Source organism: Pseudomonas sp. Ost2, from assembly GCF_018326065.1.
GTDB lineage: Bacteria > Pseudomonadota > Gammaproteobacteria > Pseudomonadales > Pseudomonadaceae > Aquipseudomonas > Aquipseudomonas gingeri.
Genome location: NZ_AP021904.1, coordinates 2,232,751 through 2,258,003 on the forward strand (window position 1 = coordinate 2,232,751; position 25,253 = coordinate 2,258,003).

At 66.6% G+C, this 25,253-nt stretch carries 3 protein-coding genes; all 3 read left to right on the plus strand.

What is annotated here, in order from left to right:
* Positions 1–25: 25 nt before the first annotated feature.
* From KI243_RS09840 to KI243_RS33065, 3 genes are read left to right on the plus strand one after another with little or no spacing between them, the layout of a single operon-like run.
* Positions 26–6,604: a non-ribosomal peptide synthetase gene (locus KI243_RS09840; RefSeq protein WP_244861831.1), complete on the plus strand. Its 6,579-nt coding sequence runs from the start codon at positions 26–28 to the stop codon at positions 6,602–6,604.
* Between the two features lies 1 nt (position 6,605).
* Positions 6,606–14,543 carry a non-ribosomal peptide synthetase gene (locus KI243_RS09845; protein ID WP_212810743.1) on the plus strand — a complete coding sequence of 2,646 codons (7,938 nt, stop codon included), beginning with the start codon at positions 6,606–6,608 and terminating at the stop codon, positions 14,541–14,543.
* A 15-nt stretch (positions 14,544–14,558) separates the two neighbouring features.
* Positions 14,559–25,130: a non-ribosomal peptide synthetase gene (locus tag KI243_RS33065; protein ID WP_212810744.1), complete on the plus strand. Its 10,572-nt coding sequence runs from the start codon at positions 14,559–14,561 to the stop codon at positions 25,128–25,130.
* Positions 25,131–25,253: the final 123 nt, after the last annotated feature.

Below are 25,253 nucleotides of genomic sequence, written 5' to 3' on the forward strand. Positions count from 1 at the left end.
ATGGCTTTTTGAGAGGGTGCAACGCGTGCAGGAGTTAATCGAGTCGGTAGGGCAGCTCTCGGCGATGCAGCGAAAAGGCCTGGCCACTCTGCTCAAGCAGAAGGGCATCAACCTGTTCGAAATCGCGCCGGTGTTCAAGCGCGCGGCGGAAGAACCGCTGCGCCTGTCCTACGCTCAACAACGCCAGTGGTTCCTCTGGCAATGGGCACCGCAAAGCGCGGCCTACAACATCGCCGTGGCGTTGCGCTTGCAGGGCGAGCTCGATGTGACGGCGTTGCAGGGCAGTCTGCAGGCCCTGGTGGCGCGTCACGAGACCCTGCGCACGGTGTTTACCCAGGTGGAGCAGCAGCCCTTGCAGGTGGTGCTGCCCGCCGGGCCGTTCAGCCTGGCGGTCGAGGCGCTGTCGCCGGGGGATCGCGACACGCAGATCCAGGCCTTTGTCCAGAACCACAGCCAGGCCCCCTTCGACCTGCGCAGCGGCCCCCTGATGCGTGCGGCCCTGTTGCAGGTGGCCGCCGAGGAACAGGTGCTGGTGCTGACGCTGCACCATATCGTTGCCGATGGCTGGTCGCTGCAGGTGATGATCGAAGAGCTGATGCAGTTGTACCTTGGCCTCAGCCAGGGGCGCACGGTGGACCTGCCGGCGTTGCCGATCCAGTATGCCGACTATGCGCTGTGGCAGCGCCACTGGATGGAGGCCGGCGAGCAGGAGCGCCAGCTGGCCTACTGGCAACAGCAGCTGGGCGGTGAGCAACCGGTGCTGGAGTTGCCCACGGATCATCCGCGCCCGGTGTCCCGGAGCTTTGCCGGGGCGAGCTGCAACCTGACCCTCGAACGCGACGTGAGCGAAGGGCTCAAGGCCCTGGCCCGCCGCGAAAGCGTCACCTTGTTCGCCCTGCTGCTGGCGTCGTTCCAGGCCTTGCTGCATCGCTACAGCGGCCAGTCCGATATCCGTGTCGGTGTGCCGGTGGCCAACCGCGAGCGCCCCGAAGTCGAACGCCTGATCGGCTTTTTCGTCAACACCCAGGTGCTCAAGGCCGAGGTCGACGGCCAGCAGCGCTTCGTCGATCTGCTGCAACAGGTCTGGCAGACCGCGCAGCAGGCCCAGGCCCACCAGGACCTGCCGTTCGAGCAACTGGTCGAGGCGTTGGAGCCGGGCCGCAACCTGAGCCACAGCCCGCTGTTCCAGGTGATGTTCAACCACCAGGCCGAAAGCCGCCTGAATCTCGCCACGGGGGTGGTCGGCCTGCACCTCGAGCCGCTGCAATGGCAGAGCCAGACCGCCCAGTTCGACCTGGTGCTCAACACCAGCGAACAGGCCCACGGTATCGAAGCCGTGTTGAAGTACGCCACCGACCTGTTCGACGCTGCCACCGTCGAGCGCCTGGCGCAGCACTGGGCGAGCCTGTTGCGGGCGATTGTCCAGGACCCGCGCCAGCGGATCGCCGAGTTGCCGTTGCTGGATGCGACCGAGCAGCAACAGGTCCTCGCCCGGTGGAACCCGGCGCCGCTGGAACACCCGGTCAGCCGCTGCCTGCACCAACTGATCGAGGAACGGGCCGCGCAGCAGCCGGACGCCATCGCCGTGAGCTGTGCCGGCCGGCAGTTGACCTATGGTGAACTCAATGCCCGGGCCAACCAGTGGGCGCACCAGCTGATTGCCCGAGGTGTGGGGGCCGATGTGCTGGTGGGCGTGGCGGCGGAGCGTTCGCTGGAGATGATCGTTGCCCTGGTCGCGGTGCTCAAGGCCGGCGGCGCCTATGTGCCGCTGGATCCCGCCTACCCCGACGAGCGCCTGCGCTACATGATCGGCGACAGCGGCCTGAAGCTGCTGCTGGCCCAGGGGCATCTGCTGGCGCAACTGCCGGTCCCCGCCGGTGTCGAATGCCTGGACCTGAACCGTCCGCCCGAGGACGAGCGGGCGAGCAACCCCGAGTGTGCGGTTGGTGTCGATAACCTGGCCTACGTGATCTACACCTCGGGCTCCACTGGCAACCCCAAGGGCGCGTTGCTGCCCCATCGCAACGTGCTGCGCCTGTTCAGCGCCACCGATCACTGGTTCGACTTCGGCAGCGCCGATACCTGGACGCTGTTCCACTCCTATGCCTTCGATTTTTCCGTCTGGGAAATCTTCGGCGCCTTGCTCCATGGTGGCAGGCTGGTGGTGGTGCCCCACGATGTCAGCCGTTCGCCGCAGGCGTTCCATGCCCTGTTGTGCGATGAGCGGGTGACCGTGCTCAACCAGACACCTTCGGCCTTCAAGTCGCTGATGGCGGTGGCGATCGAGTCGCCGCGCGAGCTGGCCTTGCGTCATGTCGTGTTTGGGGGCGAAGCCCTGGAAGTGCAGGGCCTGCGTCCGTGGTTCGAGCGCTTCGGCGACCGCTCGCCGACCCTGATCAACATGTACGGTATTACCGAGACCACGGTCCACGTGACCTATCGGCCGTTGTCCCTGGCCGACCTGGAGCAGGCGGCGGGCAGTCCCATCGGCGAGCCGATCGTCGATCTGTCCTGGTACCTGCTGGACGATGCCCTGAACCTGACCCCGCCGGGTTGCATCGGCGAACTGTATGTCGCCGGCGCCGGCCTGGCGCGCGGCTACCTGAACCAGCCGGGCCTGACGGCCGGCCGGTTCGTGGCCGATCCCTTCGACCCCGCGGGTGGCCGACGACTCTACCGCACCGGCGATCTGGCGCGGATGCGTGCCGATGGTGTGATCGACTACATCGGGCGGCGCGATCATCAGGTCAAGGTCCGCGGTTTCCGCATCGAACTGGGTGAAATCGAATCCCGCCTGCAAGGCCACGGACAGGTGCGCGAGGCCGCGGTCCTGGCCGTGGACGGGGCGACCGGCACACAGCTGGTGGCCTACCTGGTGCCGGCCCGGGCGACGCTCATGCACGACGCCGGGCAGCAGGCGGCGTTGCGCGCCGAACTGCGGGATTATCTCAAGCTGCACCTGGCCGACTACATGGTGCCGGCGCACCTGATGCTCCTGGAAACCCTGCCCCTGACGGCCAACGGCAAGCTCGACCGCAAGGCCCTGCCGGCTCCCGATACGGCGTTGTTGCAACAAGCCTATGTCGCGCCGCGCAGCCCCCTCGAACAGCAACTGGCGGCCATCTGGGGCGAGGTGCTGAAGGTCGGGCAGGTGGGCTTGAGCGACAACTTTTTCGAACTGGGTGGACACTCGCTGCTGGCGACCCAGGTGATTTCCCGGGCGCGCCAGGTACTGGGTATCGAGCTGACGCTGCGCAGCCTGTTCGAGACCCGCGACCTCGCCGGTTTCGCCGAAAGTGCCGGGCAGGCCGGCGCCGACCGGGCACCGGCTTTCACCGCGGCGGATCGCACCGGGCCGCTGCGCCTGTCCTATGCCCAGCAACGGCAATGGTTCCTCTGGCAACTGGAGCCGGATAACACGGCCTACCACATCCCGGCCGCCCTGAGCCTGAACGGTCGCCTTGACCGGCAGGCGCTGCGGCGCAGCTTCGAAGCGCTGATCGCCCGTCACGAAACCCTGCGCACCACCTTCCGCCAGCAGGACGGCCAGGCTGTGCAGATCGTGCACCCGGCACCGGCTTTCGAGCTGGCGGTCGAGACGCTGGACAGCGCCGAGGCCGACGCGCAGTCGCTCATGGCGCGCATCAGCCGCGAAGTCCTGACGCCGTTCGACCTGCAACAGGGGCCGCTGCTGCGGGCCCGGCTGCTGGTCGTGGGCGAAGAGCGGCATGTGCTGGTGGTGACCTTGCACCATATCGTCTCCGATGGTTGGTCGATGCCGATCATGGTCGACGAACTGATCGAAGGCTATGTCGCCTGCAGCCAGGGCCAGGCATCGCGGCTCAAGGCCCTGCCGTTCCAGTACGTCGACTATGCGCACTGGCAGCGCGACTGGATGGAGGCCGGCGAGCAGGCCAGGCAACTGGCGTACTGGACCGCGCAGTTGGGCAGCGAACAGCCGGTGCTGGAGCTGCCGACCGACCGGCCGCGGCCATCGCTGCAAAGTCATGCCGGGGCGCGGGCGAACATCGAACTGGACAGCGGGCTGGTGCGGCAACTCAAGGGGGTTGCCCGGCAGCAGGGCGTGACCCTGTTCATGCTGTTGCTGGCATCGTTCCAGACCTTGCTGCATCGCCACTCGGGGCAGGGCGACATCCGCGTCGGCGTCCCCGTGGCGAACCGTGGGCGGGTGGAAACCGAAGGGCTGATCGGCTTCTTCGTCAACACCCAGGTGCTCAAGGCCGAGTTCGACCTACGGACCACCTTCGGCCAGTTGTTGCAACAGGTCAGGCAGGCGGTGCTGGGGGCTCAGGCCCATCAGGACCTGCCGTTCGAGCATCTGGTGCAGGCCCTGCAGCCGGAACGCAGCCTGAGCCACAGCCCGCTGTTCCAAGTGATGTACAACCACCAGACCGAACTCAAGGGGGCGGTGCGTCCGTTGCCGGGGTTGCAGGTCGAGGCGATCGATACCGGCAGCCCTACCGCCCAGTTCGACCTGACGCTGGATACCTTCGAGGGTGAGGACGGCCTGCGGGCGGCATTGACCTACGCCACCGCGCTGTTCGAAGCGCGGACCATCGAGCGCCTGGCCGGCCACTGGCGCAACCTGCTGCGGGCGATTGCCAGCCAGGGCGTGGACCAGCCCGTTGCCGACCTGCCGTTGCTGGGCGACGAGGAACAACGACTGATCCTCGGACGCTGGAGTCGTACCGAGGGGGTCTATCCGGGCGAACACTGCGTGCATGTCCTGATCGAGGCCCAGGCACAGCGCACACCGGAGGCCATCGCCCTGGTCTTCGGCGACCAGACGTTGACGTACCGCGAGCTGGATGGCCAGGCCAATCGCCTGGCCCACCAGTTGCGGGCGATGGGTGTCGGTCCGGAAGTGCCGGTGGGCATCGCGGTGGATCGCGGGCTGGAGATGGTGGTCGGGCTGCTGGCGATCCTCAAGGCCGGTGGTGCCTACGTGCCGCTGGACCCGGAGTTCCCCGAAGATCGCCTGGCCTACATGATGCAGGACAGCGGCATCCGCCTGCTGTTGACCCACAGCCGCTTGCTGGCGCACCTGCCGCTGACGGCGGCGCTGCCGGTCCTGTGCCTGGATCGGGCCGGCGCCGAGCTGCAGGCGTTCAGCGAAGCCGCGCTGCCGAACCTCGCGCTACGCGACAACCTGGCCTATGTGATCTACACCTCGGGTTCCACCGGCAAACCCAAGGGCGTGGCTATCGACCATGGGGCCCTGAGTGCCCATTGCCAGGTGGCCATCGAATACTTCCGCCTGGAGCCCCGCGATCGCGTCCTGCTGTTCTCCACCCTGAACTTCGACGGTTTCGTCGAGCAACTGTTCCCGGCGCTGTGCCACGGCGCGGGGGTGGTGATACGGGGCAACGAGGTCTGGGACAGCACCACCTTCCATCGTGAGGTGTTGCGTTCGGGCATCACCGTGGCCGACCTGAGTACCGCCTACTGGTACCTGCTGGTCCAGGATTTCAACCGCCTGGGCATCCGCGACTTCGGTCCGCTGCGCCAGGTCAGCGCCACGGGCGAGGCCATGCCGGCCGAAGGCATCGCGTTCTGGAAACAGGCGGGACTGGAACATATCCGCCTGCTCAATACCTATGGCCCGACCGAAACCACCATCACCGCCAGCTACCTGGAGTGTGCGCCCTATGTGCGCGGCGACCTCGCCAGGCCGGTGCTGATGCCCATCGGCCGACCGCTGGGCGGGCGGCGCATGTACATCCTCGACGGCGCGTTCAATCCGGCGGTCCAGGGCGGCAGTGGCGAGTTGCTGATCGGCGGCGCGCTGCTGGCGCGGGGTTACCACCACCGTCCGGCGCTGACCGCCGAGCGTTTTATCCCCGACCCGTTCGACGAGCAGGGCGGCGGCCGGCTGTACCGCACCGGCGACGTCACCCGCTACCGCGACGAAGGCCTGATCGAGTACGTGGGACGGATCGACCACCAGGTGAAGATCCGTGGTTTCCGTATCGAGCTGGGCGAGATCGAGGCGCGCCTGCAGGAACACAACCAGGTCCGCGAGGCCCTGGTCATCGATATCGACGGCCCGTCGGGCAAGCAACTGGCGGCCTACCTGGTGCCGAACGACCCGGCGCTGGCCGAGGCCGATGCCGCCACCCGACAGCACCTGAGCGGGCAACTGCGCGACTACCTCAGGGCCAGCCTGCCGGACTACATGGTCCCGGCGCATCTGCTGGTCCTGGCGCGGATGCCCATGACCCCCAACGGCAAGCTCGACCGCAAGGCCCTGCCCAAGCCCGACCCGAGCCTCTGGCAGCAGGACTATGTGGCTCCACGCAGCGAGCTGGAACAGCAACTGGCGGCGATCTGGGCCGAGGTGCTGCAGGTCGAGCGGGTCGGCCTGCATGACAACTTCTTCGAGCTGGGCGGCCATTCGTTGCTGGCGGCCCAGGCGATTTCCAGGATTCATTCGGGCCTCGGTATCGACATACCGCTGCGGCTCATTTTCGAGAAACCCCAATTGAACGAATTTTCCCAGGCCTTTGCAGACACCGGCCTGTCCCTGACCGATGACGGGCTGTCCGACATTGAAAGAATGATGAACGAAATGGCGGAGGCTTGAGATGGACAAGACTACAGCACAACGGATTGCCCAGCGCTTCGTCGGCCTGCCGCTGGAACAGCGGCGCCAGATCCTGCAGAAAATGAGCGAGAGCGGGCAGAGCTTCAAGCTGCTGCCGATTGCCGTGACCCGCCACGATGTCGCACGGATCCCGCTGTCCTATGCCCAGCAGCAGATGCTGATCCTCTGGCAACTGGACCCGGACAACAGCGCCTATAACGTGCCGATGGCGGTGCGCCTGTCGGGTGCCCTGGATGAGGCGGCAATGGGCCGCGCCCTCGGCTTGCTGGTCCAGCGCCACGAGGCCTTGCGCACGCGCTTCGTCTCGGTGGAGGGCGAGTTCCATCAGGAGATCCTGCCACGGTCGCCGGTCGTCCTGGAGCGGATCGACGTCGCGGCCCAGCCCGCCGAAAACCTTGAGGCGCGGCTCCAGGCCCTGGTCGGGGCCGAACTGGCGGCACCGTTCGACCTGCTGGAAGGTCCCTTGCTGCGGGTCAGGCTCTGGCGCCTGAGTGAGTCCGAGCACGTCCTGACCCTGTGCATGCACCACAGTGTGTCGGACGGTTGGTCGGGCGAACTGCTGGTCCGGGAGTTCGTCGGGTTCTACCTCGCCGAGGTGGCCGGGACCGGTGCAACCCCGCCGCCCTTGCCGATCCAGTATGCCGACTACGCGATCTGGCAACGTGCCTGGCTGGAAGCCGGGGAGGGCGAGCGGCAGTTGGCCTACTGGAAGCAGCAACTGGGCGAGGAGCAGCCGGTGCTGGAGTTGCCCCTGGACCACGAGCGTCCGGCCACGGCCAGTCATCGCGGTGCCATTGTCCACGCCCATCTGCCCGCGCCGTTGGCGGCGCAGCTCAAGAGCCTGGCCCGGCAGAACGGCCAGACCGTCTTCATGCTGGCCCTGGCGGCCCTGGCCGTGGTGCTGGCGCGCTACAGCGGCCAGGCCGATATCCGTATCGGTGCGCCGAACGCCGGGCGTAACCGCGAAGAGCTGGAGGGGTTGATCGGTTTCTTCATCAACACCCAGGTCCTGCGGATCCAGGTGGACGAGCGCGACAGCCTGGAGCAGTTGCTGGAACAGGTGAAGCAGGTGGTGACTGGCGCGCAATCCCATCAGGAACTGCCCTTCGAGCAACTGGTGGACGCCCTGGCGCCGGAGCGCAACTTGAGCCACAACCCGTTGTTCCAGGTCAAGATCAACCAGAACGTCCTCGCTTCGCGCAGCAACGCCGCGCCGGTGCACACGGCCCTGAGCGTCGAGGCGTTCCCGATCGGCGTGGCCGATGCGCGCTTCGACCTGGCCCTCGACTTCACCGATACGCCGGAGGGAATCGAGGCCGAATTCACCTACGCCACGGACCTGTTCGAGGTCGCGACCATCGAGCGCCTGGCGGCGGCCTGGCATCAGGTACTGGGGTGGATGGCGAGTGGCGCTGCCGGCCGTCTGCTGGAACAGCCGCTACCGGCTGCCGTCGCGCCGCCAGCGGCGGTCGCCGGTTTTGCCCATGCCGATTTCCTTGCACTGTGGGCCCGGGGACTGCAGGCCGGCCGCGGCAAACCGGCGCTGCGCTGCGCTGCACAGCTGATCGACTACGACGAGCTTGAGCACCGTTCCAACCAGCTCGCACGTTATCTGCAGGCCGAGGGCATCGTTGCCGGGGATGTGGTCGCCCTGTGCCAGGAGCGTTCCATCGAGTGGGTGGTGGGGTTGCTCGCCGTGCTCAAGGCTGGGGCGGTGTACCTGCCATTGGACACCCAGCAACCGGCCGAACGCCTGCAGCAATTGTTGAAGGACAGCGGCGCGGCCCTGCTGATCCATGCCCCGGGCGACGCCAAGTGCGCCGGCCTGGGGATCTGCCCGGTGCTGGCCCATGCTCCGGAACAGTGGGCCGATCACGGCGTCGACGCGCTGGCGACCCGGGTCGATTCCGAACAACCGGCCTATATCATCTACACCTCCGGCTCGACCGGGCAACCCAAGGGCGTGCTGATCACTCATCGTGCCCTGGCCAACTATGTACAAGCGGTGTTGCAACGCCTGCAACTGACTCCCGAGGCGAGCATGGCGCTGGTCTCGACCATTGCCGCCGACCTGGGTCACACCCAGCTGTTCGGTGCCCTGGCGAGCGGGCGGTTGCTGCACCTGATGGCCCATGAGCATGCATTCGACCCGGACAGCTTCGCGGGCTACATGGCCGAGCACCGGGTCGATGTGCTGAAAATCGTCCCGAGCCATCTGCAGGGCCTGTTGCAGGCGGCACGCCCGGCAGACGTGCTGCCACGGCAGTTGCTGATTCTCGGTGGCGAGGCCAGCAGTTGGGCGCTGATCGAACAGGTGCGCAAGCTGGCGCCGGACTGCCGGATCATCAACCACTACGGGCCGACGGAAACCACCGTGGGCATCCTCACCCACGAGGTGCAACAGCGCCTGGACGGTTGCCGCACGGTGCCGGTCGGCGAACCCCTGGACAATGACCAGGCGCGGGTGCTGGATGCCTACCTGAACCCGGTGGCCGAACGTGTCAGCGGTGAGTTGTACCTGGGGGGCGCGGGCCTGGCCCAGGGATACCTGGGGCGGGCGGCCATGACCGCCGAGCGCTTTGTCCCGGACCCGGCCGCGGTGCATGGCGAGCGCCTGTATCGGGCCGGCGACCGGGCGCGCTGGGTCGGGGGCCGCCTGGAGTACCTGGGCCGGGCCGACGATCAGGTGAAGATCCGTGGCTATCGGGTCGAACCCGGTGAGGTCGCCCAGTGGTTGCTGGCCCTGGACGGCGTGGCAGAAGCGGTGGTCCTGGCCCTGCCCCTGGAGAGCGATGCGACGCGCCTGCAACTGGTGGCCTACTGTGTGGCGGCGACGGGTGTCGCGTTGCAGGTCGAAGCCCTGCGTCAGCAATTGCAGGTCGGCTTGCCGGAGTACCTGGTGCCGGCGCAGATTCTCTTGCTGGAGCGCCTGCCGCTGACCGCCAACGGCAAACTCGACAAGCGTGCCCTGCCCAGGCCGGGCGCGGTCAAGCAGCAGTACACCGCGCCGGTGGGCGAGATCGAGGAGAAACTGGCAGCGGTCTGGGCCGATGTGCTCAAGCTGGAGCGGGTCGGCACCACCGACAACTTCTTCGAACTGGGCGGCGACTCGATCCTCAGCCTGCAGATCATCGCCCGGGCCAAGCGCCAGGGGATCAAGCTGAGTCCCAAGCAGTTGTTCGAGAAACAGACCATCGGCCAACTGGCGGCGGTGGCCAGGCTGATCGAGAAAAAAGCGCCGGCCGAAGCGCCGTCGCAGATCAGTGGCGAGCAACCGTTGCTGCCGATCCAGGCGCGATTCTTCGAGAGCGATATCCCCCAGCGGCACCACTGGAACCAGTCGGTGATGCTCAAGGCCCGCGATCCGCTGGACGCCGGCGCCGTCGAAGTGGCGTTGTCGGCGCTGGTGGAGCACCACGACGGCCTGCGCCTGAGCTTCGCGCAGCACGACGGTGAGTGGCGAGCGCGCTATTCGACGGCCCGCAGCGCCGAGCTGCTGTGGTTGCGCGAACTGGACGACGCCACGCAACTCACCGCCCTGGCCGACGAGGCCCAGCGCAGCCTGGATCTAGAGAAGGGCCCGTTACTGCGCGCGGTCCTGATCAACCTGGCCGAGGGCGGGCAACGCCTGCTGCTGGTGATCCATCACCTGGTGGTGGACGCCGTGTCCTGGCGGGTACTGCTCGAAGACCTGCAAGGCGCCTACCAGTCCGTCGCCCAGGGCAAGGCCCCGGCACTGGCGGCCAAGAGCACATCGCTCAAGGCCTGGGCCGAACACCTGCATCGTTATGCCGCCAGCCCGGAGCTGGCGCGGGAACTGGGCTACTGGCAGGCGCAGTTGCAGGGTGTCAGTGACACCCTGCCTTGTGATCGTCCTGACGGTGGCCGGCAACAACGTCACGCGGCCTCGGTCCGTACGCACCTGGATGCCGGCCTGACCCGGCGCCTGCTCCAGGAGGCGCCGGCGGCCTACCGGACCCAGATCAACGACCTGCTGCTGACCGCCCTGGCGCGGGTGATCGGCCGCTGGACGCGGCAAGCGGATGTGCTGATCCGCCTCGAAGGCCACGGTCGCGAAGACCTGTTCGACGACCTCGACCTGAGCCGCACCAGCGGCTGGTTCAGCACGCTCTATCCGGTGAAACTCAGCCCCGCGGATTCGCTGGGTGGTTCGATCATGACCATCAAGGAGCAATTGCGCGCGGTGCCGAACAAGGGCATCGGTTATGGCGTCCTGCGTTACCTCGGCTCGCCGGCGGCCCGCCAGGCCTTGCAGGCCCTGGCCGAGGGCAGCATCGTGTTCAACTACCTGGGCCAGGTCGACCAGGGTGTCGAGGCCGCGGACGGCCTGTTCCTCCTGTCCGGGGAGAGCAGCGGCCAGGGCCAGGACGACGAGGCGCCACTGGGCAGCCTGATCAGCATCAACGGGCAGGTCCAGGGCGGTGAACTGCAACTGCACTGGGGCTTCAGCCGCGAGGTGTTCGATACCCCGACCCTGCAGCGACTGGCCGATGACTACCGTCGCGAGCTCGAGGCGCTGATCGCCCATTGCACCGCCGAGGGTGTCGCCGGCGTGACCCCTTCGGACTTCCCGCTGACCCGCCTGACCCAGGAACAACTGGGGCGCCTGCCGGTGGCCGTGCAGGACATCGCCGATATCTATCCGCTGTCGCCGATGCAGGAAGGCTTGCTGTTGCATACCCTGCGCGAGCCGGGCTCGGGTATCTACCTGATGCAGTATTGCTACCTGATCGACCACGCCATCGACCGGGACGCCTTTACCCGCGCCTGGCAGACCGTGGTCGAGCGCCATGAGGTATTGCGCACCTCGTTCTGCTGGGACGTCAGCGATGCCATCGTGCAGATCGTCCATCGCAGTGCGACGCCGGATATCCGTTTCATGGACTGGCAAGGCGTGGATGCCGCCGACTACGAAGCGCGTCTGAGCGCCGAGCTGGGTGCCGAGTTGCAGCAGGGCTTCGACCTGGCCGGCGAAGTGCCGTTCCGCCTGCGCCTGATCCAGCTCGGGCCGCAGCGCTACGGCTTTGTCCTGAGCAATCACCATATCCTGCTCGATGCCTGGTGCCGGATGGGCATCGTCGCGGAATTCTTCGAACTCTACGGCGCCCTGGTCGACGGGCGTATCAGCCAACTGCCGTTGCCGTCGCGTTACCGCGATTTCATTGCCTGGTTGCAGGATCGCGACGAGCAGGCCTCGCGGGCGTTCTGGCAGCGCGAACTGGCCGGCTTCGAACAGCCGACCGCACTGCCGTTCGACCGGGTGATCAGCCGTGATGCCGGGACTTCGTCCACCGGCGACTGCCTGAGCCGCCTGAGCCTGGACGACACGCGCAAGCTTTCCCAGGTCGCCCAGTCCAGCCAGTTGACCCTCAACACCCTGGTGCAGGCGGCCTGGGCGGTGGTCCTGCATCGCTACAGCGGCCAGCGCGACGTGTTGTTCGGCGTCACGGTGGCCGGTCGGCCGGTGGAGTTTCCCGAAATGCAGGCGACGGTGGGGCTGTTCATCAACAGTATTCCACTGCGGGTCCGTATCCCCGGCGCCGAGGGCGCGCAGACGGTCAAGGGCTGGCTGCAAGGGCTGCAGCAACACAACCTGGAGCTGCGCGAACATGAACACCTGCACCTGGTGACCATCCAGGGCAGCAGCGAGGTCGGCAAGGGCCAGGCGCTGTTCGACAGCCTGTTCGTGTTCGAGAACGCGCCGATCGAAGACAGCATCGGCGAACAGGCCGACAGCATGAAGATCGAGTCCGGTTCGTCGCGGACCCATACCAACTACCCGATCACCGTGGTGATCTACCCGGGCGCGAGCCTGGGCCTGCACCTGTCCTACGACGAGCGGGTGTTCGAAGTGGCGACGGTCGAGCAGTTGCTGATGGACCTGCGTGAGGTGCTGTTGACGTTTGCCGCCGGGGTCGAGATGGACTTCCAGCAACTGGCTGCGTTGCCACAGCCGCGGCCGGTCGTGCCGGCGAGTGCCGGGGCGGCGGTCAGCGACGACCTGCACCAGGGCTATGCGCGGTTGTTCCAGCGCACCGCGCAGCGGCTGCCGGAGCAGGTGGCCGCCACCTGCATGGGGCAGAGCTGGCGTTATCGCGAACTGGATGAACACAGCGGGCGCCTGGCGCAATCGCTGCAGGCCGAAGGTGTGCAGGCCGACGACCTGGTAGCGGTCCTCGGCGAACGTGGCTTGCCGTTGCTGGGCATGGTGGTCGCGGCGTTCAAGGCCGGTGCCGGCTACCTGGGTCTGGACCCGGCGCTGCCGGCCCAGCGCCTGGCGGATATCCTCACCCTCAGCGGCAGTGGCGTGCTGGTCTGCACCGCCGCCTGCCAGGCCCTGGCCGCTCAGTTGCTGGAGCGCATCGCAGTCGATGCTCGTCCGCGGCTGCTGGTCTGGGAGCAGGTGCTGGAGCAGGCCCCGTCGCTCACGCCGCTGGCCGCGTTACCCGCGAATGCGGCGCAGCACCTGGCCTATGTGATCTTCACCTCGGGTTCCACCGGCATGCCGAAAGGGGTGATGGTGGAGCAGGCGGGGATGCTCAACAACCAGTTGAGCAAGTTGCCCTACCTGGGCCTGACCGAGGCCGATGTGATCGCCCAGACCGCATCCCAGAGCTTCGATATTTCCGTCTGGCAGTTGCTGACGGCCGGCCTGTGCGGGGCCCGGGTCGAGATCGTCCCGGCGGCCATTGTCCAGGATCCGGCGGCGTTGCTGCGGCATGTGGAAGAGACCGGTATCACCGTGCTCGAAGTGGTGCCAGCGCTGATCCAGGGGTTGCTCGACCGGCCGCCGGCCGGCTTGGCGAGCCTGCGCTACCTGTTGACCACCGGCGAGGCCATGGCCCCGGCCCTGGCCGAGCGCTGGTTGCGCCAGTATCCGCATATCCCGCTGATCAACGCCTACGGTCCGGCCGAGTGTTCGGACGATGTGGCGCTGCACCGGGTGCAGTTGCAGGACCGCGAGCGGGCCTACCTGCCGATCGGCCTGGAGACCGACCACAACCGCCTGAGCGTCCTCAATGACCTGCTCGAACCGATGCCGGAGCGTGCCACCGGCGAGTTGCATATCGCCGGCATGGGCGTCGGTCGTGGTTATCTCGGTGATCCGAAACGCACGGCCCTGAGCTTCGTCCCCAACCCGTTCGGCACGACGCCGGGCGAGCGTCTTTACCGCAGCGGCGACCTGGTGCGGCGCCGGGCCGCCGATGGTGTCCTGGAATACGTCGGCCGTACCGATTACCAGGTGAAGATTCGCGGGTTCCGCATCGAGCTGGGCGAGATCGAAGTCCGCCTGCAACAGCATGAGGCGGTGCGCGAGGCGGTGGTGGTCGATATCGACGGTCCCGGTGGCCGGCAGCTGGCAGCCTACCTGGTGCCCAGGGATGCGGCCTGGCTGGGTGAGGATTCGGGCGTATTGCGCAATGACCTCAAGGATCACCTGCGCGAACACCTGCCGGACTACATGGTACCCGCGCATCTGGTCCTGCTCGAACGGATGCCCCTGACCGCCAACGGCAAGCTGGACCGCAAGGCCCTGCCCAAGCCGGACGCGAGCCTGTTGCAGCACCGCTATGTGGCGCCGCAGACCGAACAGGAGCAGCAACTGGCGGCGATCTGGGCCGATGTGCTGAAAGTCGAACGGGTCGGCCTGGACGACAACTTCTTCGAACTGGGCGGGCATTCCTTGCTGGTGATGCAGGTGATGGTGCGGATCCGTGACCAGTTGCACATCGAGGTATCGCTCAATGAGCTGTTCGAACTGCCGGTCCTGGCTGACTTCAGTCGCGCGGTGCAGCAGAAAAACGGCCAAAGTGACCATGCACAGGACGAACTGGCTAAATCGCTGGCCGCCCTCAAACGTCTTACTGCGGAGGAAATCGATAATTTGATCGCTTAGCGGGAGAACACCAAAGTGCAAGAGCTGCTCGACTCCGTAAAATCTCTGTCCGTCCGGGAGCGCAAGGCACTCTCGGCGTTGCTCAAGCGACAGGGTGTGAACCTGTACGGGGTGACCCCGATTTTCAGGCGGGAGTCCGAGGCGTCGTCGGTGCTGTCCTATGCCCAGCAGCGCCAATGGATTCTCTGGCAATTGGAGCCGGGCAGCGCCGCTTACAACATCCCGACGGCGCTGCGCCTGAAGGGTGGCCTGGATATCGAGGCCTTGCGGCGCAGTTTCGAGACGCTGATCCGGCGTCACGAAACCTTGCGTACCACCTTGCGCCAGGAAGGCGGGCAGGTGGTGCAGGTGGTGCATCCGCCCGAGGTGTTCACGCTGGCGGTGGAGGAGCTGGCGGTCGCGGAGCGTGACGACCCGCAGGAGCAGATCCGGCGTTGCGTGGAGGCGGAAGTACAACGCCCCTTCGACCTGGAGAACGGACCGTTGCTGCGTGTCCGCCTGGTGGCGGTCGGCCGTGACGATCATGTCCTGGTACTGACTCTGCACCACATCGTTTCCGATGGCTGGTCGATGCCGATCATGGTCGACGAGCTGGTCCGCCTGTACGACGGTTATCGCCAGGGCCGCGAGGCAGAACTCGCGGCCTTGCCGATCCAGTATGCCGACTATGCACAGTGGCAGCGCGACTGGATGGAAGCGGGCGAGCAGGAGCGGCAACTGGGCTACTGGAAAAGCCAGCTGGGCGGCGAGCAGCCGGTGCTGGAACTGCCCACCGATCGGCCGCGCCCGAGTCATCAGAGCCTGGCGGGGCAAAGCCTTGCCATCGACCTGGCGCCGGAACTGACCCGCTCCCTGAAGGCCGTTGCCCGGCAGCAGGGCGTGACGCTGTTCATGCTGCTGCTGGCGTCGTTCCAGACGCTGTTGCACCGTTACTCCGGACAGACCGATATTCGCGTCGGGGTGGCCATTGCCAACCGCAGCCGGGTGGAAACCGAAGGCTTGATCGGCTTCTTCGTCAATACCCAGGTACTCAAGGCCGAGATCGACGCGCAAGCGCCCTTTGCCCAATTGCTGCAACAGGTGAAGAAAACCGCGCTGGAGGCCCAGGCCCATCAGGACCTGCCGTTCGAGCAACTGGTCGAGGCCCTGCAGCCGGAGCGCAGCCTGAGCCGCACGCCGCTGTTCCAGGTGATGTACAACCACCAGACCCAGGTCCGCGGTGAAGCCCGCGAGCTGGCCGGGCTGCGGGTCGAGGGGCTGGCCTGGGAGAAACGCACCGCACAGTTCGACCTGACCCTGGACACCTTCGAAAGCGACGATGCCCTGGGGGCCGCGCTGACCTATGCCAGCGACCTGTTCGACCACGCCAGCATCGAGCGTCTGGCCGGGCATTGGCGTTGCCTGCTGCAGGCCATCGGCACGGATGCCGGGCAGAAGATTGCCGCCTTGCCGATGCTGGGCGACACGGAGCACGAGCAGACCCTCAAGGCCTGGAACCCGGCGACGACGAGCTACGCCAGCGACCGCTGCGTGCATGAATTGATCGAGGCGCAGGCGTTGAAAACGCCGGATGCCCTCGCCGTGACCTGTGACGGGCAGAGCCTGAGCTACCGTGAATTGAATGGTCGCGCCAACCAGCTGGCGCACAAGTTGCGCGAGTCGGGGGTGGGGCCGGACGTGCTGGTCGGCCTGGCGGTGGACCGCGGCCTGGAGATGATGGTCGGCCTGCTGGCGATCCTCAAGGCCGGTGGTGCCTATGTCCCGCTGGACCCGGACTATCCCGAGGATCGCCTGGCGTACATGATCGAGGACAGCCGGATCCGCCTGTTGCTGACGCAGACCCGCTTTGTCGGACAGTTGCCGGTGCCGGCCACGGTCAACAGCCTGTGCCTGGACCAGGAGGGCGACTGGCTGGAAGGCTATCCGCAAGAGCAACTGCCGACCCTGGCCGGGCCCGATAACCTGGCCTATGTGATCTACACCTCGGGTTCCACCGGCAAGCCCAAGGGCACGCTGCTGCCGCACCGCAATATCCTGCGGTTGTTCGAGGCCACCGGGGCGCAGTTCGGGTTCGACGCGGGCGATGTCTGGACGATGTTCCACTCCTATGCCTTCGACTTCTCGGTCTGGGAGATCTTCGGTGCGCTGTTGTACGGCGGCCGGCTGGTCATCGTGCCGCGTGAAACCAGCCGTTCGCCGCAGGATTTCTATCCATTGCTGGTCAGCGAAGGGGTCACGGTCCTGAACCAGACGCCTTCCGCCTTCAAGCAACTGATGCGGGTGGCCTGCGAGGCGCCGCCGACACCTGCCCTGGCGCTGCGCTACGTGGTGTTCGGCGGCGAGGCGCTGGATGTCGGCAGCCTGCAACCCTGGTTCGAGCGTTTCGGCGACCGCTCGCCGCAACTGATCAACATGTACGGCATCACCGAAACCACGGTGCATGTCACCTATCGGCCGATCACTCGCGACGACCTGTCGCAGGCTACCGTCAGCCCGATCGGCGAGGTGATCCATGACTTGTCGTGGTATGTCCTGGATGCCGATTTCAATCCCGTGGCCCGGGGCTGCACCGGCGAACTGCATATCGGCCGTGCCGGCCTGGCGCGCGGTTATCACCGGCGTGCGGCGTTGACCGCCGAACGCTTCGTTCCCGATCCGTTCGATAAAGAGGGCGGTGGCCGCCTGTACCGTGCCGGCGACCTGGCCCGCTATCGTGCCGAAGGCGTCATCGAGTACGCCGGGCGGCTCGACCACCAGGTGAAGATTCGCGGTTTCCGCATCGAACTGGGCGAGATCGAAGCGCGGTTGCAAGAGCATGCCGATGTCCGCGAAGTCATTGTCATTGCCATCGACGGGCCGGGAGGCAAGCAACTGGCGGCCTACCTGGTGCCGACCGATCCGGCGCTGGCCGGGGCCGACGGCGACACCCAGGGCCAATGGCGTCGCGAGCTGAAGGCGTACCTCAAGTCCGTGGTTCCGGACTATATGGTTCCGGCGCACCTGATCGTGCTGGCAGGCATGCCGCTGACCGCCAACGGCAAGCTGGACCGCCGGGCGCTGCCGGCACCGGATGTCAGCCAGTTGCAGCAGACCCATGTGGCACCCGGCACCGAGCTGGAGCAGCAACTGGCGGATATCTGGGCCCAGGTGCTGAAAGTCGAACGGGTCGGCCTGAGCGACAACTTCTTCGAACTGGGAGGTCATTCGTTGCTGGCGACCCAGGTGATTTCCCGGGTTCGCCAGACCCTGTCGCTGGACGTGTCGCTGCGTGATCTCTTCGAGTCCCAGGACCTGGCGGCATTCGTGCGCAGTGCGTTGCAGGAGCCGCCGGCCACTGCGGCCACACCGACTTTCGCCCTGGCGGATCGCAGCCAGCCGCTGGCGCTGTCCTATGCCCAGCAACGCCAGTGGATCCTCTGGCAACTGGAGCCGGACAGCGCCGCCTATAACATCCCGGCGGCCCTGCGCCTCAACGGCAGCCTGGACAGCCAAGCGTTGCGGCGCAGCTTCCAGACCCTGATCGCCCGGCACGAAACCCTGCGCACCACCTTCCGCGAGCAGGGCGAGCAGGCCGTGCAAGTCATCCATCCGGCCACGGCATTTGCCTTGGCCGTGGAGCGACTGCCGGATGATCTGGCGAGCGAACGGGAAGTCGCCATCCGTGAGTATGTGGAAGCCGAGGTCGGACGTCCGTTCGACCTGGTCCGCGGCCCGTTGCTGCGGGTCCGGCTGCTGCAACTGGGGGAGACCGAGCACGTGCTGGTGCTGACGCTCCACCATATCGTCGCCGATGGCTGGTCGATGCCGATCATGGTCGATGAACTGGTGCAACTGTACGCCGGCTACAGCCAGGGTCATGAGGTCGACCTGCAAGCCTTGCCGGTGCAGTACGCCGACTATGCCCAGTGGCAGCGCCAGTGGATGGCGGCCGGTGAGCAGGAGCGCCAGCTGGCCTACTGGACCCGGCAACTCGGTGGTGAACAACCGGTGCTGGAGCTGCCCACCGACCGGCCACGCCCGACGATCCAGAGCCATGTCGGCGAGCGCCTGGCCATTGAGTTGGCGCCTTCACTGGCCGATTCGCTCAAGGCCGTCGCGCGCCAGCAGGGCGTGACCCTGTTCGTGTTGCTGCTGGCCTCGTTCCAGACCTTGCTGCACCGTTATTCCGGGCAGGCCGATATCCGCGTCGGCGTACCGATCGCCAACCGCACCCGGGTCGAGACCGAGCGGCTTATAGGTTTCTTCGTCAACACCCAGGTGGTCCGTGCCGGGTTCACGCAGGGCATGACGTTCAGCGAGTTGCTGCAGCAGGCGCGGCAGGCGGCGCTGGAGGCCCAGGCCCATCAGGACCTGCCGTTCGAGCAACTGGTGGAAGCCCTGCAACCGGAGCGCAGCCTGAGCCTCAGCCCGTTGTTCCAGGTGATGTACAACCACCAGAGCGAGGCGCCGGGTGAAGCCCGGCAACTGCCGGGACTGACGGTGGAAGGCTTGTCCTGGGACAGCCATGTAGCCCAGTTCGACCTGACCCTCGATACCCATGAACACGCCGACGGCCTGGGCGCCGCGCTGACCTGGTCGAGCGTGCTGTTCGACGCCTCGACCATCGAGCGCATGGCCGGGCACTGGCGCAACCTGTTGCTGGCCATCGCCGGTGGCGCCCACCAGCGGGTGGCCGAGCTGTCGATGCTCGCCGACGAGGAACGGCAGCGCATCGTGGGCGAGTGGAACCGCAGCGAAGCCTCGTATCCGACGACGCACTGTGTGCACGAACTGATCGCTGCACAGAGCCTGGAGACGCCGCAGGGCGTGGCCCTGCTGTTCGGCGATGGGCAGATGAACTACAAGCAGTTGGATCGCCAGTCCAATCGCCTGGCGCGCAGGCTGCGCGAGCTGGGCGTCGGCCCCGATGTGCTGGTCGGGGTTGCGCTGGAGCGTGGCCCGGACATGGTGGTCGGCCTGCTGGCGATCCTCAAGGCCGGGGGAGCCTATGTGCCGCTGGACCCGGATTTCCCGGCGGACCGCCTGGCCTACATGATGGAAGACAGCGGCCTGGCCCTGCTCTTGACGCACAGCCACCTGGCGCCCGGCCTGGCGATTCCCGAGCAGGTGCGCAGCCTCTGCCTGGACACCTCGGCGGACGAGTTGGCGGGCCTAGGCGATGCGCCGCTGGTCAATCTGGCCCAGCCGCAGAACCTGGCCTATGTGATCTATACCTCCGGTTCCACCGGCAAGCCCAAGGGGGTTGCCGTGTCCCATGGCGCCCTGGTCAATTTCCTCTTCAGCATGGCCGAGCAGCCGGGGATCGAACCGTCGGACCGGGTGCTGGCGCTGACCTCGCTGTCGTTCGATATCGCCGGGCTGGAGCTGTACCTGACGCTGATGCGCGGAGCCGCACTGGTTCTCCTGCGCCAGCAGGAGAACAAGGACCCGCAGGCGTTGCTGGCAGTCATCGAGCAACGGGCGGTCAATGTGATCCAGGCCACGCCGTCGACCTGGCGCATGCTGCTCGACAGCGCGCCGCCACGGGCTTTCGCCGGCTGCAGGATTCTCTGCGGTGGCGAGGCCCTGAGCGCCGAGCTGGCGCAGCGCCTGATCGAGCAGGCCGGGCATGTCTGGAACGTCTATGGTCCGACCGAGACCACCATCTGGTCGGCGCGACACTACCTGACCGCCAGCGACGATATCTGGTTGGGCCGGCCTATCGCCAACACCCGCCTGCATATCCTCAGCGACGATTTCGACGTGCTGCCGCCGGGTGCCCGGGGTGAATTGCTGATTGGCGGGCAGGGCCTGGCCCGTGGTTATCATCAGCGTCCGGGCCTGACGGCCGAGCGCTTCATTCCCGATCCGTTCGACCCGCAAGGCGGCGGTCGGCTGTACCGTACCGGTGACCTGACCCGCTATCGCGCCGAGGGGGTGATCGAGTACGCCGGGCGCCTGGATCACCAGGTGAAGATCCGCGGTTTCCGCATCGAGCTGGGCGAGATCGAGGCACGCCTGCAAGAGCACGGCGGTGTGCGTGAAGCGCTGGTCGTCGATATCGACGGCGCGGCGGGCAAGCAACTGGCCGCGTACCTGGTGGCCGAGGATGCGACGCTGGCCCAGGGGGATGCGGCACGGCAGGAGCAGTTCCGGCGCGAGCTGAAGGACGTCCTGAAAGCCGCTCTGCCGGACTACATGGTGCCGGCTCACCTGGTGCTGCTGGAGCGCCTGCCGCTGACCCCCAACGGCAAGCTCGATCGCAAGGCCCTGCCGGCGCCACAGGCCAGCCTGTCACAAGCGGAGCACGTGGCGCCGCGGACAGTGCTGGAGCAGCAACTGGCGACGATCTGGGCGGATGTACTGAAGGTCGAGCGGGTCGGCCTGGGGGACAATTTCTTCGACCTGGGCGGGCATTCGCTGCTGGCGACCCAGGTGATTTCCCGGATTCGCCAGGGCCTGCAGGTCGAACTGTCCCTGCGCAGCCTGTTCGAGACCGGCAACCTCGCCGAGTTCGCCGAACTGGCGGGGCAGGGCACGGCCAGCCAGGCCCCGGCTTTTGTCCGGGTGAATCGCGACCAGCCGCTGGGGTTGTCCTATGCCCAGCAGCGCCAATGGTTTCTCTGGCAGCTGGAGCCTGAGAGCGCCGCCTACAATATCCCGGCGGCCCTGCGTCTCGACGGTGTCCTGGAAGTCGAGGCCTTGCGTCGCAGCTTCGAGGCCCTGGTCACGCGCCATGAAACCCTGCGCACGACGTTCCACCAGGACGGCGGGCAGGCCCGCCAGATCATCCGGCCGCCGGCGCCTTTCGTGCTCGATGTCGATCAGCCGGACCGGGTGCTCTCGGAGGCGGATATCGCCGCGTATATCGACGAGGAAATCCGCCGGCCGTTCGACCTGGAGCAAGGACCGCTGTTGCGGGTCCGGCTGCTGCGCCTGGCGGCGCAAGCCCATGTGCTGGTGGTGACCCTGCACCATATCGTCGCCGACGGCTGGTCGATGCCGGTCATGGTCGACGAGCTGGTGCAGTTGTATGAAGGCTACAGCCAGGGCCGCGAGGTCGAATTGCCGGCACTGCCGATCCAGTACGCCGACTACGCCGTCTGGCAGCGCCAGTGGATGGCGGCCGGGGAGCAGCGTCGCCAGCTCGATTACTGGCAGGCCCGATTGGGCGGCGAGCAACCGGTGCTGGAGCTGCCCTTCGACCGGCCGCGTCCCACGCACCAGAGTTATGCCGGGGAGCGGCTGGCGGTCGAACTCGATGCCGGGTTGACCCAGGCGCTCAAGGCCACGGCCCGCGAGCAGGGCGTGACCCTGTTCATGTTGCTGCTGGCGTCGTTCCAGACCCTGTTGCAGCGCTATTCCGGGCAAGCCGATATCCGTGTTGGCGTGCCGATCGCCAACCGTGCCCGGGTCGAGACCGAGCGGCTCATAGGTTTCTTCGTCAATACCCAGGTGCTCAAGGCCGATTTTTCGCCCGAGCTGAGCTTCCGTGAATTGCTGCAACAGGTGAAAAAGACCGCCCTGCAGGCCCAGGGGCATCAGGACCTGCCGTTCGAACAGTTGGTGGAAGCCCTGCAACCGGAACGCAGCCTGAGCCACAGCCCGCTGTTCCAGGTGATGTACAACCACCAGACCCAGGTGCGTGGTCCGGGCCGTCAGCTGCCGGGCCTGCAGGTCCAGGGCCTGGCGTCGGACAGCCACACGGCGCAGTTCGACCTGACCCTGGACACCAGCGAGGGCGATGACGGCCTCGGTGCCACGCTGACCTATGCCAGCGCCTTGTTCGAGCGCAGCACTATCGAGCGCATGGCGCGTCACTGGCGCACGTTGCTGGAGGCGATCACGGTCAATGTCGACCGGCGTGTTGCCGACATGCCGTTGCTGGCCGACGCCGAACGGCAGCAGATCGAGCAGGAGTGGAACCGCACCGGCAGCGACGCGCCCGTGCAGCAGTGCATCCACGAACTGATTGCCCGGCAGGCCCGGGCGACGCCCCAGGCGACCGCGCTGCTCTGGGGGGAAACCGAACTGGACTACCGGCAGTTGGACCTGCGCTCCAACCAGCTGGCCCGACGCCTGAGTGAAGAGGGGGTCGGTCCCGATGTCCTGGTGGGGATCGCGGTGGAGCGTGGGCCGGACATGCTGATCGGCCTGCTGGCGATCCTCAAGGCTGGCGGTGCCTATGTGCCGCTGGACCCGGATTTCCCCGAGGATCGCCTGGCCTACATGATGGAGGACAGCGGGCTGGCGCTGCTGCTGACGCAGAGTCAGCTGGTGTCGCGCCTGCCGATTCCGGCGCGGATCCGCAGCCTGTGCCTGGACCTGTCCGCGCAATGGCTGGAGGGGGTCAGCGACGCCCCGCTGGTCAATCTCGCGCAGCCGGAAAACCTGGCGTACGTGATCTACACCTCCGGCTCCACCGGCAAGCCCAAGGGGGTCGCCGTGCGGCATGAAGGCTTGAGCAATTTCCTCTTCAGCATGGCCGTGCAACCCGGTGTCGAGGCTGGCGACCGGGTGCTGGCGCTGACCTCGCTGTCGTTCGATATCGCCGGGCTGGAACTGTACCTGCCATTGATGCGCGGGGCGGCGGTGGTGCTGTTGCACACCGATGAGAACAAGGACCCGCAAGCCCTGTTGGCGGTGATCGAACAACAGGCGGTCAGTGTTATCCAGGCCACGCCGTCGACCTGGCGCATGTTGCTCGACAGTGCGCCGGCGCGAGCGTTTGCCGGACGCAAGGTGCTCTGCGGCGGCGAGGCGTTGAGTGGCGAACTGGCACAGCGCCTGATCGCCCAGGCCGGGCATGTGTGGAACGTCTATGGCCCGACCGAGACCACCATCTGGTCGGCCTGCCATTACCTGACATCCAGCGACGATGTCTGGCTGGGTCGCCCCATCGCCAATACCACGCTGCATATCCTCGGCGAGGATTTCGATACCTTGCCGCTGGGCGCGCGGGGTGAGCTGCTGATCGGGGGCCAGGGCCTGGCCCGTGGTTATCACCAGCGTCCGGCGCTGACCGCCGAACGCTTCGTTCCCGATCCCTTCAGCGAACAGGGCGGGGCACGCCTGTATCGCACCGGCGACCTGACGCGCTATCGCGCCGGGGGCGTGATCGAGTACGTCAGCCGTCTCGACCACCAGGTGAAGATTCGTGGCCTGCGCATCGAACTGGGCGAAATCGAAGCACGCCTGCAAGAACACGCAGCGGTGCGCGCAGCCAGTGTCATCGATATCGAGGGGCCGGCGGGCAAGCAACTGGCGGCCTATGTGGTATTAGCCGAAGCGGGGGCCGGGCTGTCCCAGGACGTCCTGCGCGGCGAACTCAAGATCCACCTGAAGGCCGGGTTGCCTGACTATATGGTGCCGGCGCACCTGGTGGTGCTGGAACGGATGCCGCTGACGCCGAACGGCAAGCTCGACCGCAAGGCGCTGCCGACACCGGTCGCCACGGCTTCCGGGCAAACCCATGTGGCCCCGCGTACCGAGCTGGAACAGCGCCTGGCAGCCATCTGGGCCGAGTTGCTGAAGGTCGAGAGCGTCGGCTTGAACGACAACTTCTTCGAGCTGGGCGGACACTCGCTGCTGGTGATTTCGCTGGTCGGCCGGCTGCGGGAAACCTTCGATGTGACCCTCAAGCTGCATGACTTCCTGTTGATGGAAACCCTGGCCGACCTGGCGGACTTCATGCGCGAAGGCGAGGCGAAAGTGAAGACGCCGGTGATCGCCATGAACGCCTGCCGTACGGAGGCCGCGCCGTTGTTCTGCCTGCCGCCGGGTGGTGGTGGTACTTACTCCTACTACCCGTTGGCGGGGCAACTGAAGGACAGCCGGCGCGTCTATGGCCTGGTCAATAAAAGCTACGTGGTGCCTGGCTGGTTCGATCGCACCTGGGAGGAAATGGTCGCTTACTACGTCCAGCAGATCAGGCATACCCAACCCGAAGGGCCTTACAACCTGCTGGGTTGGTCCCTGGGCGGTGCCCTGGCGCTTGAAGTGGCCCATGTGCTGGAGAGTGCCGGTGAGCGGGTGGACTTCCTCGGCCTGGTGGACACCAGCCTGCCGGCGGCGCTGGAGGTCTTTGCCCCCGAGCAGGAGCCGGTGGCGGATGCCGCGCAGGAGGAACAGAGCCTGTTCGCCAATCTGGTCGGCAGCCTCGTGGCGTTTGTCCCCGGGGTCGAGGAGCAGACCATCGTCGGGCTGATCGAACAGGCCAGGGCGCAGTCGAGCGATGAGCAGGCAATTGCCGACTGGGTCATCGATCAGGTGGCGCTGGCCGGTGGTGTCAGTGCCGAGGGCTTGCGTGAGGTCTACCGCGATATCGCGGTGCAGGACGAAATCGAGACCGGCTACCGCCTGCTGCGCACCAACGCGCTCCTGAGCGAGGCCTTTACGCTCAAGCCGTTGCGGGTCAAGCCGGACTGCTGGTGGGCGGGGGCGAGCAAGACCTCCGGGGAAATCAGCGCGGCGCAGGCGGTGCTGGTGGAGCAGTGCTCAGCCGACGGGCTGGCGGCTTCAACGGTGCTGGAGGAGAACCATGACAGCATCATTCTCTCCCAGGGGTTGTTGACGGCAGTGCTGGAACGCTTGAAAACGCGCAACTGACGGAGGCGGAATGAAAAAAGCCAGGGAGTATTCCCTGGCTTTTTTTTGCGCGGTGTTCAGGGGGGGGGGCGGCAACAGGCATAAAAAAACCAAGGGTCGCCCCTTGGTTGGGTACTGCGTTCA

Bases quoted from the DNA above. Each gene is read 5' to 3' on its own strand.
- KI243_RS09845 (WP_212810743.1), top strand. From the start codon at position 6,606: ATGGACAAGACTACAGCACAACGGATTGCCCAGCGCTTCGTCGGCCTG.